This is a genomic window from Pseudonocardia sp. (assembly GCF_029263155.1).
In the GTDB taxonomy this organism is placed as follows: Bacteria; Actinomycetota; Actinomycetes; order Mycobacteriales; family Pseudonocardiaceae; genus Pseudonocardia.
In genome coordinates, this window is sequence record NZ_JAJCYB010000073.1 from 44,767 (window position 1) to 62,038 (window position 17,272).

Sequence of the window (17,272 nt, forward strand, 5' to 3'; positions counted from 1 at the left end):
GGCGCCCGCCCTGCCTGCGGCAGGCCACCCGGCCCGCGGCGCCCCACCCGGCCCGCGGCGCCCGCCCTGCCTGCGGCAGGCCACCCGGCCCGCGGCGCCCCACCCGGCCTGCGGCACGCCACCCGGCCTGCGCTGCGCCGCCGGTCCGCGCGGCCCGGGGCACCGCGAAACCGGCATGCGGGCCTCACTACCCTCGGTGTGTGAGTACCGAACCGCCCGAGTCCGAGCTGCCCGAGCAGATGCGCGTGCGCCGCGCGAAGCGGGCCGACATGCTCGACAAGGGCATCGAGCCCTACCCCGTGGCCGTCGAGCGCACCGCGAGCCTGCGTCAGGTCCGCGACCGGCACCCCGATCTCCCCCCGGACAGCGCCACCGGTGAGGTCGTGAGCGTCGCCGGTCGAGTGATCTTCATGCGCAACACCGGCAAGCTGTGCTTCGCCACCCTGCGCGAGGGCGACGGCACGGAACTCCAGGCGATGCTCAGCCTCGCGGCCGTCGGGGAGGAGGCCCTCGCCGCCTGGAAGACGGGCGTCGACCTCGGCGACCACGTCGCGGTGCACGGTGAGGTCGCCACCTCGCGGCGCGGCGAGCTGTCGGTGATGGCCGACCGCTGGTCGATGGCGTCCAAGGCGGTGCGCCCGCTGCCGGTGGCCCACCACGAGCTGTCCGAGGAGACCCGCGTCCGGCAACGCTACGTCGACCTCATCGTGCGCCCGCAGGCCCGCGAGATGGTCCGTACCCGCTCCGAGGTCGTGCGGACGCTGCGGTCGGTGCTGCACGAGCAGTCCTTCGTCGAGGTCGAGACGCCGATCCTGCAGACGCTGCACGGCGGCGCCACGGCGCGCCCGTTCGTCACCCACGCGAACGCGCTCGGCGGCCAGGATCTCTACCTGCGCATCGCGCTGGAACTGTTCCTCAAGCGCTGCGTCGTCGGCGGGGTGGAGCGCGTCTTCGAGATCAATCGGGTGATGCGCAACGAGGGTATCGACTCCACGCATTCGCCCGAGTTCACCATGCTGGAGGCGTACCAGGCCTACGCCACCTACGACGAGATCGCCGATCTGACCCAGCAACTCGTGGTCGAGTGTGCACGTACCGTGTTCGGCTCCCCGATCGTGCGACACGCCGACGGCTCGGAACACGATCTCGGCGGCGAGTGGCGTTCGGTCACCTTGCACGGTGCATTGTCCGAAACGGTCGGAACGAATGTGACGCCGGACACCTCGACCGAGGAACTGCGCACGATCGCGGCGACCCACTCCGTCGAGCTCAAGGATTCCTGGGGCGCCGGGGAGATCACCCTGGAGCTGTTCGAGAAGCTCGTCGAGCACACCCTGATCGAGCCGACGTTCGTTCGGGACTACCCCGTCGAGGTCCGGCCCCTGGCCCGCCAGCACCGCTCCGACCCGCGTCTGGCCGAGGCCTGGGACCTGTTCGTGTTCGGCACCGAGGTGGCCGTCGGCTACTCGGAGCTCGTCGATCCGGTCGTCCAGCGCGAGCGCCTCACCGCCCAGTCCCTGCTGGCCGCGGCCGGCGATCCGGACGCCATGCAGCTCGACGAGGACTTCATCCGCGCGCTCGAGTACGGAATGCCACCCACCGGCGGGATGGGAATGGGCGTGGACCGGTTGCTGATGACGCTGACCGGGTTGGGAATCCGCGAGACGATCCTGTACCCGCTGGTACGTTCCGAGTAGCCACAGATATATGTTGTCCATGGACGGTGTCAGCCGTACTCGGGGCAACAATGGTGTGGAGGCTGCCGCAGTGGCACAGATTCGGGAGATCCGGCTCGTCGACGACCTGGACGGAGCGGAAGCCGACGAGACCGTGGAGTTCGGCCTCGACGGCAAGAACTACGAGATCGACCTGTCGGAGAAGAACGCCGGAACGCTGCGCGACGCGCTCGCCGAGTTCGTCGCCGCCGCCCGACGCACCACGACCGGACGCCGCCGCGGCGCATCGGGTGCCGGCGCGGCTCGACGCCCCGCGATCGACCGCGAGCAGAACCAGGCGATCCGCGAGTGGGCCCGCAAGCGGGGCATGAAGGTCTCCGACCGCGGTCGGATCCCCTCCGAGGTGCTGGAGACCTACCACAGGGAGCACTAGCCCTTCCCTGTTCCGCGGGCCTGCCCATCCCCGTTGCCGGGCGGAATCACCCGGCCCCGCGGCGCGTTGAATGACCTGACGCGCGGTCACGGCCGTGTGCGCTCGGCGCGCACTACAGGCGCCCACCCCCGAACGCCCGATACAGTGGTACGGGCAGGCGTAGGCGGTACTGGGCGCAGGCGCGCGCGTCAGCACGGCGCAGCATGGCGCAGTAGGCGAGGAGAGCGAATGTTCGAGAGGTTCACCGACCGAGCAAGGCGTGTTGTCGTCCTGGCCCAAGAAGAGGCCCGGATGCTCAACCACAACTACATCGGCACCGAGCACATCCTCCTCGGCCTCATCCACGAGGGCGAGGGCGTGGCCGCGAAGGCCCTGGAGTCCCTCGGGATCGCCCTGGAGGGCGTCCGACAGCAGGTCGAGGAGATCATCGGCCAGGGCCAGCAGGCACCGAGCGGGCACATCCCGTTCACGCCGCGGGCCAAGAAGGTGCTGGAGCTGTCCCTCCGCGAGGCGCTCCAGCTCGGTCACAACTACATCGGCACCGAGCACATCCTGCTCGGCCTGATCCGCGAGGGCGAGGGCGTCGCGGCGCAGGTGCTGGTCAAGCTGGGGGCGGATCTCAACCGCGTCCGCCAGCAGGTCCTGCAGCTGCTGTCGGGCTACCAGGGCAAGGAGCCCGCCGAGGGCACCTCCGGTGGCCGCGGCGAGGGCACCCCCAGCTCGTCGCTGGTGCTCGACCAATTCGGTCGCAACCTCACCCAGCAGGCCCGCGAGGGCAAGCTGGACCCGGTCATCGGCCGGGAGAAGGAGATCGAGCGGGTCATGCAGGTCCTCTCCCGGAGGACCAAGAACAACCCCGTCCTGATCGGCGAGCCCGGCGTCGGCAAGACCGCCGTGGTCGAGGGCCTGGCCCAGGACATCGTCAAGGGCGAGGTGCCCGAGACGCTCAAGGACAAGCAGCTCTACACGCTCGACCTGGGTTCGCTGGTCGCCGGGTCCCGCTACCGCGGTGACTTCGAGGAGCGTCTCAAGAAGGTGCTCAAGGAGATCCGCACGCGCGGCGACATCATCCTGTTCATCGACGAGATCCACACCCTGGTGGGTGCGGGTGCCGCCGAGGGCGCGATCGACGCCGCCAGCATCCTCAAGCCGATGCTGGCCCGTGGCGAGCTGCAGACCGTCGGCGCCACCACGCTCGACGAGTACCGCAAGTACGTCGAGAAGGACCCGGCGCTGGAGCGCCGCTTCCAGCCGATCCAGGTGGGCGAGCCGACGGTCACGCACTCGATCGAGATCCTCAAGGGCCTGCGCGACCGGTACGAGTCGCACCACCGGGTCACCATCACCGACAACGCGCTGGTCGCGGCGGCCACGCTGGCCGACCGCTACATCTCCGACCGGTACCTCCCGGACAAGGCGATCGACCTGATCGACGAGGCCGGCGCCCGGATGCGCATCCGCCGGATGACCGCGCCGCCGGACCTGCGCGAGTTCGACGAGAAGATCGCGAACGTGCGTCGGGACAAGGAGTCCGCGATCGACGCGCAGGACTTCGAGCGGGCCGCGCACCTGCGCGACTCGGAGAAGACACTGCTCAGCCAGAAGGGCGAGCGGGAGAAGCAGTGGAAGTCCGGCGACCTCGACGTCGTCGCCGAGGTCGACGAGGAGCAGATCGCCGAGGTCCTGGCGAACTGGACGGGTATCCCGGTCTTCAAGCTGACCGAGGAGGAGACGACCCGTCTGCTCAAGATGGAGGACGAGCTCCACAAGCGGATCATCGGGCAGGAGGAGGCCGTCAAGTCGGTCGCGAAGGCGATCCGCCGCACGCGTGCCGGCCTGAAGGACCCCAAGCGCCCGTCCGGCTCGTTCATCTTCGCCGGCCCGTCCGGCGTCGGGAAGACGGAGCTGTCCAAGGCGCTCGCCAACTTCCTGTTCGGCGAGGACGACGCGCTCATCCAGATCGACATGGGCGAGTTCCACGACCGCTACACCGCCTCGCGGCTGTTCGGTGCCCCTCCCGGGTACGTGGGCTACGAGGAGGGCGGCCAGCTCACGGAGAAGGTGCGTCGCAAGCCGTTCTCGGTGGTGCTGTTCGACGAGATCGAGAAGGCGCACCAGGAGATCTACAACACGCTCCTGCAGGTGCTGGAGGACGGTCGCCTCACCGACGGCCAGGGCCGCACGGTGGACTTCAAGAACACCGTCATCATCTTCACCTCGAACCTGGGCACCCAGGACATCTCGAAGGCGGTCGGTCTCGGGTTCGCCCAGGGCAACGACGAGCAGTCGAACTACGAGCGGATGAAGAACAAGGTCAACGACGAGCTGAAGAAGCACTTCCGCCCGGAGTTCCTCAACCGCATCGACGACGTCGTGGTGTTCCACCAGCTCACCCAGGAGCAGATCGTCACGATGGTGGACCTGATGATCACCCGCGTGGAGGCTGCGCTGGCCAACAAGGACATGGCCATCGAGCTCACCCCAGCCGCGAAGGGCCTGCTGGCCCGCCGCGGGTGGGACCCGGTGCTGGGAGCGCGGCCGCTGCGCCGCACCATCCAGCGCGAGATCGAGGACCAGCTCTCCGAGAAGATCCTGTTCGGGGAGATCGAGTCCGGCCAGATCGTGGTCGTCGACGTCGAGGGGATCGACCCGGACGCGGCCGAGTCCAGGAACGCCGACGACAAGGCCGTGTTCACCTTCCGCGGTGAGCCCAAGCCCGTCACGGTCCCCGACTCCCCGCCGGTCGACCTGGCGAAGTCGGGCGACGAGTAACCACGCCCAGGCACGACCCGAACGGCCCGCCCGGACCCCGGTCCCGGCGGGCCGTTCGCCGTATCCCACCCCGCGAGTCGGGCCCTGCGTGCGCGCGAGTCGGGCTCTCAGGGCCCCGTGCGGCTACATTCCTTCCCGTGAGCTCGGTGCGGGCCGTCCCGGAGACGGAACTGATGTCGGGCGAGGAGCTCTCCGCCGACGACGCCTGGCACACGGTTCGCCGCATCCATCTCGGGCCCCTGTTCGCCACCGCCTTCGTCCGGTTCCGCTACGGCGACGGGTTCAGCCACGCGCGGGCCTTCGGCCTGCAGCTCGCGCTCGCCGCCGTGCCGCTCGTCATCGCCGGGGCGGGGTTGGCCACCTCGCTCGGCGCCGAGTCGATCGCCGAGGTCGTGGCGCGCACCGTCGTGGCGATCTCACCCGGCAGCAGCGACGCGTTGCTCGCCGACGTGATCGACGCCGACGAGGAGGGCAGCGAGCGTGGCGAGGTCGTGCTGGTGCTCGGATTGGTCACCGCCTTCCTGGCCGCCACGTCGGCGTTCGCGCAGCTCGAGCGCGGCATCAACCGGATCTACGGCACCAAGCGCGACCGCCCGGTCCTGCGCAAGTACGGGCGCGCCGCGCTGCTGACGGCCTCCGCAGGCGTCGCGATGGCCGTCGGGCTGCTGCTGATCGTGGCCGGCGAGCCGTTCGGGGAGGCTCTGGAGGAGGTGTACGACTGGGGCGACGCCGCCGAGACCGTCTGGGACGTCGTGCGCTGGCCGATCGGCCTCGCCGCCCTCGTCGTCGCCGTCACGATGCTGTTCCGCTTCGCCCCGCGGCGGCGCCAGCCGAAGCTGAGCTGGCTCGCGGTCGGGGCGAGCGTGACCGTGCTCGCCTGGCTCGCCGGGTCCGGGCTGCTCGCCCTCTACGTCGTGGCCGCGGCCGGGTTCGACGAGACCTACGGCCCGCTCACCGCCGTCATGGCCCTGCTGATCTGGGCCAACCTCACCGGCATCGCCCTGCTCGCCGGCATCGCGCTGGCCGCGCAGCTGGAGGCCGTGCGGGCCGGGATACCCGATCCGCTGCTGCTCGACAGCGACGACGACGGCATCCCCGACCAGCTCGACGAGCACCCGGGCTCACCCGCCCGCTGACACCGCGCGCGGTCGGGGGCGCGGGAAGAGCCGCACGAAGCGCTCCGCCAGTCTCCGGTCGCCGCGTACGGCCGCGGCGGGCAGCTCCGCTCCGCCGAACACGATCCCCTGCAGCGTGCCGGCGTCGACGGTGAGCACGGCATCGGGGTCGGAGGTCTCGCGTCGGGAGATCCGGAAGCGTCCCCCGGCGACCTCGGCTACCAGCCGGTCCGCGCCCAGATGCAGGGCCACCGTGGCCCGCAGGTCGCCGGCCGCCGCGACGTCGAAGGTGGTGCTCAGGGCGAGGGCGAGCGCGTCGGCGGTGAGCGCGGCGCGCGGCACGAGCGGGGCCCGGCTGCCCCAGCGGGCCAGCGCGACCAGCACGTCCTCCAGCTCGTACCCGGCACCGGTGAGCTCGTAGACCCGGGCCCCGGACGGCGGTCCGAGGACCCGGCGGTGCACGAGGCCGCGGCCCTCCAGGTCGCGCAACCGCTGCACGAGGACGTTCTGGCTCATCCCCGGCAGCCCGGCGGCGAGATCGGTGAAGCGCTTCGGCCCGAGCAGCAGGTCGCGCACCACCAGCAAGCACCAGCGCTCACCGACGGCGTCCAGCGCTCGCGCGACGCCGCAGGGATCGTCGTAGCTCCGCATGCCCGCAACAGTAGCTTGCTTATCAGGACTAGTTACTTCTAATTTAGTAGCATGCGATCGATGACGCGGGTCGCCCACGCGTCCGCAGCCAACGAGTTCGTGCTGGTCCCCGGCGCAGGTGGCGCAACCTTCGGGCGTCGCGGTCATCGGGCGACCGCCGTCGACCTGCCGGCGGCCGACCCCTCCGCCCGCCTCACCGACTACGTCGACGCGGTGGTCGCCGCAGCGGACGGGCGCCGCGGCGTGGTCGTCGTGGGCCATTCCCTGGGCGGGTTCAGCGCCCCGCCGGCCTGCCGGTCGCTGGAGGCCGTCGGGCTGGTACTGGTCAACGCGATGATCCCGATGCCGGGCGAGACGGCGGGCGAGTGGTGGGAGACCACCGGATTCGAGGCGGCGATCACCGACGCCGCCGCGCGGGACGGCCGGGACCTCGCAGCGGATCCCGACCAGCGGGAGACGATGTTCCACGACGTGCCGCCGGAGGTGGCGGCGCAGGCGTTCGCGCGCCCCTTCGCGCAGGAGGAAGGGGTCCTCGTGGACGCCTGGCCCGCCGACGGGTGGCCCGCGGCCCCCATCCGCGTGCTCGCCACCCCGCGAGGACCGCTTCTTCCCGGTCGGGTTCCAGCGCCGCGTCGCCCGCGAGCGCCTCGGCATCGAGCCCGACGAGATGGCCGGCGGTCACCTTGCGTGCGCGCGAGTCGGGGGCTGCGTGCGCGCGAGTCGGGACTCCGGGACGGCCGCGGGGTCAGGGCGCGGTGATCGTGAGGCGTGCGGTGAGGACGGGACGGCGGGGGTCGCAGGCCGGGAGCGCGCGCAGGAGGCGCTGGGAGAGCTCCGGGTCGTCGGCGCCGTCGGCGGTCCCGGCCAGCGCCCACATCGCTTCGACGTCGCGGCTGTCGAGCACCGCGCGGCGCAGTGCCGCGGCGAGCAGCTCGCGCTCCTCCCGGACACCGGGTGCCTCCGAGCGGGGCAGCAGCGGGCCGCGGTAGGCGCGGGCGGCGTCGCGGACGTGCCCCGCGGCCAGCGCGGCGCGGACCGACACGAAGTCGGCGTCGACGCGGGCCCGCAGTCGGTAGGGCTGCGTGCGCAGCATCCCCGCCCCGAGTGCGACCCGCAGGCGGTGCATCTCCGCCCGGACCGTGACGGCCTTGCCCGCGTCTCCGTGCAGCGCGGCGGCGAGCTCGTCGGCGGTGAGACCGTCGCGTCTCAGGGCGAGCAGGGTGAGCACCTCGGCGTGACGCAGCGTCAGTCGCACGGGCCCACCGTCGAGGCAGGCGATCGCGCGGGTGGTCCCGAGAAAGGGCAGCGACAGCACCGGACGCGGCGGGGACCCGGTGCGGTGCAGCCGCATCAGCCATCCCTCGGCCAGCTGCTCCAGCACGCCCTCGCCGCCGTCGCCCAGCGCCACCCGGTCGCCGACGTCGGGCAGCTCGACCCTCGAGGGCAGCCAGTTCGGTGGATTGGCGGCGAGCACCCGCCCCGTCGGGGTGAGCAGGGCACCGGGCTCGTCGCGCAGACCGATGAGGTGGGTCAGGTTGCGCGCCAGCAGCCGCTCGTTGCGCACGGCCAGCTGCGCGCCGAGGTGGCTCTCGGCCAGCCGGGCCGCGGCGACGACGAGCGCGAGCGTCGTGGGGTGGAACGTCCGCACCGGCCCGGTGACGTCGACGGCGCCGATCACCTCGCCGGAGTCGGGGTCGTGTATCGGGCTGGCCGCGCACGTCCAGCTGTGGTAGGTCCGGACGAGGTGCTCGGCGGAGTGGATCTGTACAGCCCGGTCGGCGGCGAGCGCGGTGCCCATGGCGTTGGTGCCGATGCTGTCCTCGGTCCAACGAGTGCCCTCCACCAGCCCGACACCCTCGGCCCGGCGCAGTACGTCGCGCTGGCCCTCGCGCCACAGGATGTGCCCCTGTGCGTCGGTCACGATCATCATGTGCATCGCCTCGTCGGCGATGGCCACCAACGTCTCCCGCAGGACCGGGATCACTCCCGCCAGCGGGTGGCGACCCCTGATGCCGCCGATCTCCGACGGGGAGTAGACGTGCGGCGGGTCGCCTCGCTCCGGGTCGACACGCGCCGCGAGCGAGCGCCGCCACGACTCCGAGACGATCTCGCGCGGTGTGGCCGCAGGCCGGTCACCGGACAGCACGTCCTCCCGCGCCCGCGCGAGGATGCGGGCGCGCCGCAGCTCGTCGTCGGCCGGCACGGCCTCCATCGTCCGCCATCAAGTCAGTGCAGGCAAACCTGACTTGAAATCGCACTGGCGGTATGGACAGGTTAGACGCACCGCATGTGCGTGCAACCCGTCTGCAACCCCCACCTTCCTAGTGTCCGACATCACCTGTCCGAAGACGATGTGGAAGGACCACAGATGGCCACGTACGCGGCTCCGGGTCAGCCCGGCAGTGTCGTCAGCTTCAAGCCCCGCTACGAGAACTTCATCGGCGGGGAGTACTCGGCCCCGGTCAGGGGCCAGTACTTCGAGAACCCCACGCCCCAGACCGGTGAGAACTTCTGCGAGGTCGCGCGCAGCACCGCGGAGGACGTCGAGCTCGCGCTCGACGCCGCGTGGGGGGCCGCCGACGCGTGGGGCAGGACCTCGGTCACCGAGCGCGCCAACATCCTGAACAAGATGGCCGATCGCATCGAGGCCAACCTCGAGATGATCGCCATCGCGGAGAGCTGGGAGAACGGCAAGGCCTGCCGCGAGACCCTGGCCGCCGACATCCCGCTCGCGATCGACCACCTGCGGTACTTCGCCGGCGCGATCCGCGCGCAGGAAGGCGGCATCTCCGAGATCGACAAGGACACGATCGCCTACCACTTCCACGAGCCGCTCGGCGTCGTCGGGCAGATCATCCCGTGGAACTTCCCGATCCTCATGGCGATCTGGAAGCTCGCCCCCGCACTGGCCGCGGGCAACTGCGTCGTCCTCAAGCCCGCCGAGCAGACCCCGGCGTCGATCCACGTGCTCAACGAGCTGGTCGGGGACCTGCTGCCGGCGGGCGTGCTGAACATCGTCAACGGCTTCGGCGTGGAGGCCGGCAAACCGCTGGCGGCCAACAAGCGCATCCGCAAGATCGCCTTCACCGGGGAGACCACCACCGGCCGGCTGATCATGCAGTACGCGAGCGAGAACCTGATCCCGGTGACGCTGGAGCTGGGCGGCAAGAGCCCCAACGTCTTCTTCAACGACGTGGCGGCGCACAACGACAGCTTCTACGACAAGTGCCTCGAGGGCTTCGCGATGTTCGCCCTCAACCAGGGCGAGGTCTGCACCTGCCCGTCGCGCGCGCTCGTCCAGGGCGACATCTACACGGACTTTCTCCAGGACGCGGTGAAGCGCACCGAGCAGATCAAGCAGGGCGACCCGCTCGACACCGACACCATGATGGGTGCCCAGGCGTCCAACGACCAGCTCGAGAAGATCCTGTCCTACGTCGACATCGGCCGGCAGGAGGGCGCGAAGGTGCTCACCGGCGGTGAGCGCGCCGACCTTGGCGGGGCGCTGTCCGGCGGCTACTACGTGCAGCCGACCGTCTTCGAGGGCGACAACTCGATGCGGATCTTCCAGGAGGAGATCTTCGGTCCGGTCGTGTCGGTGGCCCGGTTCTCCGACTACGACGACGCCATCTCGACCGCCAACGACACGCTGTACGGCCTCGGCGCGGCGGTCTGGTCGCGCGACGGCAACGTGGCCTACCGCGCGGGGCGCGACATCCAGGCGGGCCGGGTATGGGTGAACAACTACCACGCCTACCCCGCGCACGCGGCGTTCGGCGGCTACAAGCAGTCCGGCGTGGGTCGGGAGAACCACAAGATGATGCTCGACCACTACCAGAACACCAAGAACATGCTGGTCAGCTACTCGCAGAACGCCCAGGGCTTCTTCTGATGGCGCGGCGGGTCGTCCTCACGCCGGCGGCTGCGGATCTCCTCGTGAAGCTGACGGAGATCCACGGCCCGCTGATGTTCCACCAGTCCGGCGGGTGCTGCGACGGCAGCTCACCCATGTGCTACCCGGCCGGGGACTTCACGATCGGCGGATCCGACGTCCATCTCGGCGACCTGGTCGTCGACGGGCTCGACGCGCCGATCGGGTTCCACATGTCGGAGTCCCAGTTCGCGTACTGGCGCCACACCCACCTCACCGTCGACGTGGTGCCCGGCCGCGGCAGCGGGTTCTCGGTCGAGGCGCCGGAGGGCGTCCGGTTCCTGATCCGCTCCCGGTTGCTCACCGACGAGGAGTCGGCCGAGCTGAACGGCGTGTGACACCGCGGCGGGGGCGGACCACACTGGTCCGGCCCCGCCGTGTCCCGCAGACGAGAGGAACGACGACTATGTCCGAGCCCACTACGCTGCGCGACCTGGTCGGCCTGCCCGAGCAGCCGGCGAGCCTCGCCGCCTCGACGCTGGTCATGGTCGACCTGCAGAACACCTACACGCGCGGCGTGATGGAGCTGGAGAACGTGCAGCCCGCGGTCGACGAGGCCGCCGCGCTGCTCGACCGGGCCCGCTCGGCGGGCATCCCGATCATCCACATCCAGCACGACGGCGGTGAGGGATCGCCCTACGACGTGCGCGTCGAGATCGGGGCGATCGTGGACCGGGTGGCACCCCGCGACGGCGAGGCGGTGATCGTCAAGAACTTCCCGAACGCGTTCACCGCCACGGACCTGAACGACCGGCTCGCCCCCGGCAGCAACCTGGTGCTGGCCGGGTTCATGACCCACATGTGCATCAACTCCACCGCGCGCGGCGCGTTCAGCCTCGGCCACAGCCCGTCGGTGGTGGCGGGCGCCACGGCCACCCGGACGCTCCCCGGAACGGACGGCACACCGGTGGCGGCGGCGGCGCTGCAGGCCAGCAGCCTGGCGGCGATCTCCGACCTGTTCGGCGTCGTCGTGGCGAGCCAGGCCGGCATCCCGGACTGATCGCTTCCCGGTACGGCCGCCCGGTCCTACCCTGGCGCGGTGGCCGTGCCGGCTCTCAGCTGAGCCGCTCGTCCAACGCCAGCAGGGTGGCGACCGCTCCGGCCGCGAGCCCGATCCCGCGACCGTGGCGCACGTCGGGCTCGCGCGGGTTGATGCGCACCAGCGCGCCCGACGCGGCCGTGGCGAGCTCGGCCTCACGACGCACCGTCGGGATCGCCGTGCCCGCCCCGATCTCGACGGCGGCCATCCCCGCCGGACGGTGCTCCCGCAGCCATGCGCGGTGGGCCCGCATCTGCACCGACGAGCGGTCGGGCAACCACTCGACGTCGCCGAACATCAGGATGTTGGGCCGCGCGAGCGCCCCGCAGGCGGGGCAGGACGGCAGCGGCGGGCTGGCGCGCATCGACACCTCGTCGACGTCGACGGTGATCCCGTCGGCGGTCCACACCGGCTGCCCGCAGTCCTCCGTGCACTGCAGGTGATGGATCGAGCCGTGGCACTCAGCGACCCCGGCCAGCCCGGCCCGCTGGAACTGGCCGTCCACGTTGGACGTGAAGACGCGCGTGGGTCGCGCCGCCGCCCAGCGGCCCAGCACCGCGAACCCGACGTGCGGGACCGTGGCGCGGTAGCGAGCGAGGCGGTGGCCGTAGAAACCCCAGGCCAGCTGCGGGTCGTCGCCGAAGTGCACCGGGTCGGCGATCTGCTCGAACCGCAGCCCCAGCGCCGCGTAGGGCGGGTAGGCACGCCAGAAGCCCTCCGGCCCGCGGAAGTCGGGCAGGCCGGAGTCGACGCCCATCCCGGCTCCGGCGCAGATCAGCAGCGCCCCGGCGTCCCGGATCAGGGCGGCGGCGCGATCGAGCGCGGCCGGGTCGAGCTCGTTCAGGAGCCCGCCACGGATCGCTGGACGACCTCGAACTCCAGCACCGACGATCCGGTGCCGACGGGCTTGGCCCGCTCGCCCGCGTGCGCGGCCATCCCGGAGCCCGCCATCCAGGCCCGGAACGACTCGTCGTCCTCCCAGTGCGTCATCACGAAGTAGCGGGTCTCCCCGGCGACCGGGCGCAGCAGCTCGTAGGAGATGAACCCCGGTGCGCTGTCGACCGCGCCCAGACGCCCCGCGAACCGGCGTTCCAGCTCCGGGCCGGCACCCTCGGGGACCTCGATTGCGTTGATCTTCACGACGGCCATGCGGGTTAGGCTAGCTTGCGTGCGACGGACGGTGCGGGCCGATGACGGCATCGAGCTCGCGGTCGTGGAGTTCGGCGGCGACGGCCCCCCGATCCTGCTGCTGCACGGGCTGATGGGCCGCGCGAGCACGTGGTGCGCGGTGGCGCGCTGGCTCACCACGCACGGACGGGTCGTCGGCCTGGACGCCCGCGGGCACGGCGGCTCCGGGGCGGCCGGGCCGTGGACGGTCGAGCGGATGGTCACCGACGCCGCGGGGGCCCTGGAGGCACTGGGGCGCGCGACGGTGATCGGGCACTCGATGGGCGGGCTGCACGGCATCGCGCTCGCCGCCCGGCATCCGGAGCTGGTACGGGCCCTGGTCGTCGAGGACATGGGCGTGGACTTCCGCGGGCACAGCGCCGCGGACGCCCGCGCCTGGTTCGGCGCGCTGCCCGCGGTGTTCGGGTCGCTCGCCGAGGTGCGCGCGACCTTCGGGTGGCCGCGCCCGGAGTTCGGCGAGTACATGGCCGGGTGCGTCGAGGAGCGGGCCGACGGCTACCACCTCCTCGCCTCGGTCGAGCACGCCACGCAGATCGCGGCCGAGTGGGCCGCACGCGACTTCGGTGCACTCCTCGACGACGTCCGGTGCCCGGCGTTGCTCGTGGAGGCCGAGCAGAGCGTGGCGCCGCCCGGGCAGATGGCCGCCATGGCCGCGCGCCTGCCCGCCGGGCGGCACGTCCGCATCCCGGGTACCGGTCACCTGGTGCACGCCGCGGCGCCCGGCGCCTACCGGCGCGCGGTCGAGCCCTTCGTGGGCGTCCCGGGCTCCTGACCCGGCGCCTCCCGACCCCTCAGCCCGACACCTCGACGCCGACCACCCGGGCCCGGACCGGCTCCACGGGGTGCAGCGCCGCGAACGCCTCCGCCGGGCGCTCGGTGGCGATGACGCAGTGCGGGAGCCAGGCGCCGGGGAAATAGGCCGCCACCGGTGCCCGCGCCCGACCGGCCAGCGCGTCGTGGACGGCCGCGTGCACCGCGAGCAGCTCGGAGTCGACGACGGCGGCCAGCACCAGCTGGTCCGGGCGGCCCGCGACCGTGCCGAGCGTCGCGAGCCAGATCGACGGCAGGGCCAGCAGCCGTACCTCGGCGGCGAGGGCGTCGCGGGCGGCGGGTGGCACGGCCGCGGCGCCGGCGACGGTGACGCCCGGCTCGTCGGCCGCTGCAAGGTGGCGGGGCAGCCGCGCCCGCAGCGCCCGGAGCGCGGCGACGGCGTCCGGATCGAGCCGGAACCGCACGGTCTGGGCCACGCGCGGCTCCCTCCCGCCGAGCGGTCCCACCCGACGGGTGGGACATCCGTCCGAACCTATGCGACGAGCGGGACACCCGTCGCGGGAGGTCCGTCAAGCCGGCAGGGCGAAGCGGCCGTCGGCGTGCTGCTCGGCGAGGCCGTCCTCCAGCAGGGTCAGCAGGCAGCGGTCCCGCTGCGCCGCGTCGGCCCATACCGCGTCCAGCGCGCCCCGCGACACCGGCTCGTCCGCCGCGCGCAGCACGTCCATCAGCTTCCCGCGGACCTGCCGGTCGGTGCCCGCGAAACCCTGCACCGGGCGGCGGGGTCCGGCGTAGGCGGGCCGGCCGGCCGCCTGCCACGCGCACACCTCCCGGGCCGGGCAGGCACCGCAGCGCGGGGCGCGGGCGGTGCAGACCACCGCGCCCAGCTCCATCAGCCCGGCGGAGGTCTCCGCGGCCGTGCCGTCGTCGGCCGGGAGGAGCGCGTCGACGTCGGCGAGGTCAGTCGCGGTGCGGGCCGGGCCGGCGTCCCCGGCCCCGTGCACCGCCCGCGCCACGACCCGTCGGACGTTGGTGTCGACGACGGGCGCCCGCAGCCCGTACCCGAAGGCGACCACGGCGCGGGCGGTGTAGGAACCGATGCCGGGCAGCGACTCCAGGACGTGCACGTCGGCGGGCACGGTGTCGTCGTGCGACCCGGCGATGGCGGCCGCGGTCTCGTGCAGCCGCACCGCGCGGCGCGGATAGCCGAGCTTGCCCCACGCCCGCAGCACCTCGGCCCGGGGAGCCGCGGCGAGCGCGGACGGGGTGGGCCAGCGCGCCATCCACGCGACCCAGACCGGCTCGACCCGGGCCACGGGCGTCTGCTGCAGCATGAACTCGCTGACCAGGACCCCCCACGCGGTGGTGCCGGGACGGCGCCACGGGAGATCCCGGGCCTCGGCGCGGAACCACTCGAGGACGCGGTCGGGCAGTGACACGACACGGGATCGTGCCACGGCCCGGGCCGCCGGTTCGGACGACCGGGGCAGGTACCGTGCCGCGACGCGCCGCGCACCCCACCTCCGCAACAGCTGGTAACGGCTCGGATACGCTCCGTGACGTGTGGGAGCCGATCGGACCGCTTCCCGCCGCCGTCTACTGGCGGCGGCGGTTCGTGGCGATCCTGTCGACGGTGGCCGTGCTCGTCTCGCTCGCCTGGATCGTGGCCGCCGCGCTCGCCCCCGCCGAACCCGCGTCCACCGCGCCCGGCCGCGCCGCTGTCTCCGCTCCCCAGCAGGTCGACCCGTCCCCGGTGCCCGTCGAGGCTCCGGGGACGGGCGGCGTCGAGGCGGTCGCGTCGGAATCCCCCCCGCCGTCCACATCGGAGCTGCCCGCCACGACCTCCGAGATCGTGCTCCCCGACAACACCCCACGCGCACCGGTCGCGGTACCGGAATCGGTGCCGGTGCCGCCGACCGGGCCCGTACCGTGCACCAACGAGATGATCTCCGTGGGCGCCGAGATCGACGAGGCCGAGCACCGCGTCGGCGAGCGGCCCACCCTGCGCCTGGTCGTCGTCAACGTCTCCGACCAGCCCTGCGTGCGCGACCTGGACGGTGCCCGCCAGGAGATCGTCGTGTGGAGCGGTGACGGCGAAGACCGGCTCTGGTCGAGCAACGACTGCGTGAACCCCCAGACGGTGGACCTGCGCACGCTGGTCCCGGGCCAACCGGTGGCCTTCTCCGTGCGCTGGGCGGGCCGCACGTCCACGCCGGGCTGCGCCGAGGAGCGCGTCGAGGTGCCCGCGGGCGCGTACCGAGTGCTGACCCGGGTGGACGACGTGATCAGCGCGCCCGCGCCGTTCCTGCGCAGCCCCTAACGCGGCGTGAGGGTCCGCACGACGGTCGCGACGTCGTGCACCTGCGTGATCTTCATGCCGGGCGGGGTCGGGCCGGGGTCCGGCGGCACGAGTGCGTGGGTGAAGCCCAGGCGGGCCGCCTCGGCCAGGCGCCGGTCCAGCCCGGTGACGCGCCGCACCTCACCGGCCAGCCCGATCTCGCCGAGCACCACCACGTCCGACGGCAGCGCCACGTCGGTGCGCGCCGAGGTGATCGCCAGCGCCATCGCGAGGTCGGCCGCGGGTTCGACGACCCGCATCCCTCCGACGGTGGCCGCGTAGACCTCCGCGTCGTGCAGCCGGACCCCGGCCCGCTTCTCCAGCACGGCCAGCAGCATCGCGACGCGGGCGTTGTCGAGGCCGCTGACCGCGCGCCGCGGGCTCGGGACGTCCTTGCCGGTGACCAGGGCCTGCAGCTCCGCGGGCAGCGGGCGGCGGCCGTCCATCACGACGGTCACCGCGGTGCCCGGCACCGGCGGCCCGCCGAAGCGGGCGAGGAACAGCCCCGACGGGTCCGGCATGCCGACGATCCCGGAGTCGCGCAGCTCGAAGCACCCCACCTCGTCGGCCGGGCCGAAGCGGTTCTTGACCCCGCGCACCATCCGCAGTGTGGAGTGCCGGTCGCCCTCGAACGACAGCACGACGTCGACGAGATGCTCCAGCACGCGCGGGCCCGCGATGTTGCCGTCCTTGGTGACATGTCCCACGAGCACGACCGGCAGCCCGCGGTCCTTGGCGAGCCCGGTGAGGGCCACCGTGACCGCCCGGGTCTGGGTGACCCCTCCCGGGGAGCCGTCGACGTCGGATGTGGACATCGTCTGGACGGAGTCGACGACCAGCAGGTCGGGGCGCAGCTCGTCGAGGTGCGAGACGATCGCGCCGAGGTCGGACTCGGCGGCCAGGTACAGCTCGTCGCGGACGGCACCGGTGCGCTCGGCCCGCAGCCGCACCTGCCCGGCCGACTCCTCGCCGGTGACGTACAACACGCGGCCCGTGGCCTTCGCGGCCACCTCCAGCAGCAGTGTCGACTTCCCGACGCCCGGCTCCCCCGCCAGCAGCATCACCGCCCCCGGGATCATGCCGCCGCCCAGGACGCGGTCGAGCTCGGAGACCCCGGTGGGGCGGGCCCGGGCGATGTCGAGACCGACGTCGCCGATCCGCCGGGCGGGCGCGCTCGGCGCCCCGGCGGCCACCCGCGTCCTGCTCGCGGCGGCCGGGGCCGCGGCGGCCTCGAGCGTGCCCCACGCCTGGCAGGACGGGCAACGGCCCACCCACTGTGCGGCCTGGTGGCCGCAGTCCGCGCAGCGGTAGGTACTGCGCGGCGTGCGGGTCCGACCGGTCATCCCCGTCCCCAGCCTGCG

The 17,272-nt window shown here is 72.7% G+C and carries 17 protein-coding genes; 10 read left to right on the top strand and 7 right to left on the bottom strand.

All coding sequences use genetic code 11. From position 1 onward, the window contains the following. Positions 1 to 239 precede the first annotated feature (239 nt). The 4 genes from lysS to Q1K26_RS14370 all read left to right on the top strand — a co-directional run bounded on the left by lysS (position 240) and on the right by Q1K26_RS14370 (position 6,017). A complete protein-coding gene (gene lysS, locus Q1K26_RS14355) occupies positions 240 to 1,697 on the top strand; it encodes a lysine--tRNA ligase (protein ID WP_300012121.1) in 1,458 nt (485 codons plus the stop codon). A 70-nt stretch (positions 1,698 to 1,767) separates the two neighbouring features. After that, on the top strand, positions 1,768 to 2,109 hold the full coding sequence (locus Q1K26_RS14360) for an Lsr2 family protein (protein ID WP_300011996.1): 342 nt from the start codon (positions 1,768 to 1,770) through the stop codon (positions 2,107 to 2,109). A 228-nt stretch (positions 2,110 to 2,337) separates the two neighbouring features. Continuing rightward, on the top strand, positions 2,338 to 4,881 hold the full coding sequence (locus Q1K26_RS14365; protein WP_300011999.1) for an ATP-dependent Clp protease ATP-binding subunit: 2,544 nt from the start codon (positions 2,338 to 2,340) through the stop codon (positions 4,879 to 4,881). 137 nt (positions 4,882 to 5,018) lie between these two features. Continuing rightward, on the top strand, positions 5,019 to 6,017 hold the full coding sequence (locus Q1K26_RS14370) for a YihY/virulence factor BrkB family protein (protein ID WP_300012002.1): 999 nt from the start codon (positions 5,019 to 5,021) through the stop codon (positions 6,015 to 6,017). Here Q1K26_RS14370 and Q1K26_RS14375 read toward each other — a convergent pair. Further along, positions 6,003 to 6,647 carry a helix-turn-helix domain-containing protein gene (locus Q1K26_RS14375; RefSeq protein WP_300012005.1) on the bottom strand — a complete coding sequence of 215 codons (645 nt, stop codon included), beginning with the start codon at positions 6,645 to 6,647 and terminating at the stop codon, positions 6,003 to 6,005. The genes Q1K26_RS14370 and Q1K26_RS14375 overlap by 15 nt on opposite strands. A 60-nt stretch (positions 6,648 to 6,707) precedes the next feature. On the opposite strand from Q1K26_RS14375, the gene Q1K26_RS14380 reads away from it, so the two are divergent. Continuing rightward, positions 6,708 to 7,406, top strand: a complete 699-nt coding sequence (locus tag Q1K26_RS14380) for an alpha/beta hydrolase (RefSeq protein WP_300012007.1) — start codon at positions 6,708 to 6,710, stop codon at positions 7,404 to 7,406. Here Q1K26_RS14380 and Q1K26_RS14385 read toward each other — a convergent pair. Further along, positions 7,393 to 8,850 carry a GAF domain-containing protein gene (locus Q1K26_RS14385; RefSeq protein ID WP_300012009.1) on the bottom strand — a complete coding sequence of 486 codons (1,458 nt, stop codon included), beginning with the start codon at positions 8,848 to 8,850 and terminating at the stop codon, positions 7,393 to 7,395. The genes Q1K26_RS14380 and Q1K26_RS14385 overlap by 14 nt on opposite strands. 165 nt (positions 8,851 to 9,015) lie before the next feature. On the opposite strand from Q1K26_RS14385, the gene Q1K26_RS14390 reads away from it, so the two are divergent. From Q1K26_RS14390 to Q1K26_RS14400, 3 genes are all read left to right on the top strand, one after another. Further along, complete coding sequence (locus Q1K26_RS14390) at positions 9,016 to 10,539, top strand: aldehyde dehydrogenase family protein (protein WP_300012011.1); 1,524 nt, start codon at positions 9,016 to 9,018, stop codon at positions 10,537 to 10,539. Further along, a complete protein-coding gene (locus Q1K26_RS14395) occupies positions 10,539 to 10,916 on the top strand; it encodes a DUF779 domain-containing protein (RefSeq protein ID WP_300012014.1) in 378 nt (125 codons plus the stop codon). The genes Q1K26_RS14390 and Q1K26_RS14395 overlap by 1 nt, the downstream gene beginning before the upstream one ends. Positions 10,917 to 10,984: 68 nt before the next feature. Beyond that, complete coding sequence (locus tag Q1K26_RS14400; RefSeq protein ID WP_300012017.1) at positions 10,985 to 11,578, top strand: cysteine hydrolase family protein; 594 nt, start codon at positions 10,985 to 10,987, stop codon at positions 11,576 to 11,578. Between the two features lie 55 nt (positions 11,579 to 11,633). Here the strand turns inward: Q1K26_RS14400 and Q1K26_RS14405 are convergent, their stop codons facing one another. Both Q1K26_RS14405 and Q1K26_RS14410 read right to left on the bottom strand, forming a co-directional pair. Further along, entirely contained in the window at positions 11,634 to 12,374 is a 741-nt protein-coding gene (locus Q1K26_RS14405) for a Sir2 family NAD-dependent protein deacetylase (RefSeq protein WP_300012020.1), read from the bottom strand. An 83-nt stretch (positions 12,375 to 12,457) separates the two neighbouring features. Next, positions 12,458 to 12,766: an antibiotic biosynthesis monooxygenase gene (locus Q1K26_RS14410; protein ID WP_300012023.1), complete on the bottom strand. Its 309-nt coding sequence runs from the start codon at positions 12,764 to 12,766 to the stop codon at positions 12,458 to 12,460. Between the two features lie 19 nt (positions 12,767 to 12,785). On the opposite strand from Q1K26_RS14410, the gene Q1K26_RS14415 reads away from it, so the two are divergent. Beyond that, a complete protein-coding gene (locus tag Q1K26_RS14415) occupies positions 12,786 to 13,577 on the top strand; it encodes an alpha/beta hydrolase (RefSeq protein ID WP_300012027.1) in 792 nt (263 codons plus the stop codon). 19 nt (positions 13,578 to 13,596) lie between these two features. Here the strand turns inward: Q1K26_RS14415 and Q1K26_RS14420 are convergent, their stop codons facing one another. Both Q1K26_RS14420 and Q1K26_RS14425 read right to left on the bottom strand, forming a co-directional pair. Continuing rightward, a complete protein-coding gene (locus Q1K26_RS14420) occupies positions 13,597 to 14,052 on the bottom strand; it encodes a 2'-5' RNA ligase family protein (RefSeq protein WP_300012030.1) in 456 nt (151 codons plus the stop codon). Positions 14,053 to 14,145: 93 nt separating this feature from the next. Continuing rightward, positions 14,146 to 15,006, bottom strand: coding sequence for an A/G-specific adenine glycosylase (locus Q1K26_RS14425; RefSeq protein ID WP_300012124.1), 861 nt, complete (start codon positions 15,004 to 15,006; stop codon positions 14,146 to 14,148). A gap of 128 nt (positions 15,007 to 15,134) precedes the next feature. Here Q1K26_RS14425 and Q1K26_RS14430 point away from each other — a divergent pair, with 128 nt between their 5' ends. Beyond that, positions 15,135 to 15,893 carry a hypothetical protein gene (locus Q1K26_RS14430; RefSeq protein ID WP_300012033.1) on the top strand — a complete coding sequence of 253 codons (759 nt, stop codon included), beginning with the start codon at positions 15,135 to 15,137 and terminating at the stop codon, positions 15,891 to 15,893. Here Q1K26_RS14430 and radA read toward each other — a convergent pair. After that, the gene (gene radA / locus Q1K26_RS14435) at positions 15,890 to 17,254 is read right to left on the bottom strand and encodes a DNA repair protein RadA (RefSeq protein WP_300012036.1); all 1,365 of its coding nucleotides are present in this window, start codon (positions 17,252 to 17,254) and stop codon (positions 15,890 to 15,892) included. The genes Q1K26_RS14430 and radA overlap by 4 nt on opposite strands. Positions 17,255 to 17,272 lie beyond the last annotated feature (18 nt).

What these genes read in the sequence shown, in the direction of transcription:
- lysS (WP_300012121.1), top strand. Translation starts at nt 240, where the DNA reads ATGCGCGTGCGCCGCGCGAAGCGGGCCGACATGCTCGACAAGGGCATC.
- Q1K26_RS14365 (WP_300011999.1), top strand. Translation starts at nt 2,338, where the DNA reads ATGTTCGAGAGGTTCACCGACCGAGCAAGGCGTGTTGTCGTCCTGGCC.
- Q1K26_RS14375 (WP_300012005.1), bottom strand. Translation starts at nt 6,647, where the DNA reads ATGCGGAGCTACGACGATCCCTGCGGCGTCGCGCGAGCGCTGGACGCC.
- Q1K26_RS14380 (WP_300012007.1), top strand. Translation starts at nt 6,708, where the DNA reads ATGACGCGGGTCGCCCACGCGTCCGCAGCCAACGAGTTCGTGCTGGTC.
- Q1K26_RS14390 (WP_300012011.1), top strand. Translation starts at nt 9,016, where the DNA reads ATGGCCACGTACGCGGCTCCGGGTCAGCCCGGCAGTGTCGTCAGCTTC.
- Q1K26_RS14395 (WP_300012014.1), top strand. Translation starts at nt 10,539, where the DNA reads ATGGCGCGGCGGGTCGTCCTCACGCCGGCGGCTGCGGATCTCCTCGTG.
- Q1K26_RS14400 (WP_300012017.1), top strand. Translation starts at nt 10,985, where the DNA reads ATGTCCGAGCCCACTACGCTGCGCGACCTGGTCGGCCTGCCCGAGCAG.
- Q1K26_RS14405 (WP_300012020.1), bottom strand. Translation starts at nt 12,374, where the DNA reads ATGGGCGTCGACTCCGGCCTGCCCGACTTCCGCGGGCCGGAGGGCTTC.
- Q1K26_RS14410 (WP_300012023.1), bottom strand. Translation starts at nt 12,766, where the DNA reads ATGGCCGTCGTGAAGATCAACGCAATCGAGGTCCCCGAGGGTGCCGGC.
- radA (WP_300012036.1), bottom strand. Translation starts at nt 17,254, where the DNA reads ATGACCGGTCGGACCCGCACGCCGCGCAGTACCTACCGCTGCGCGGAC.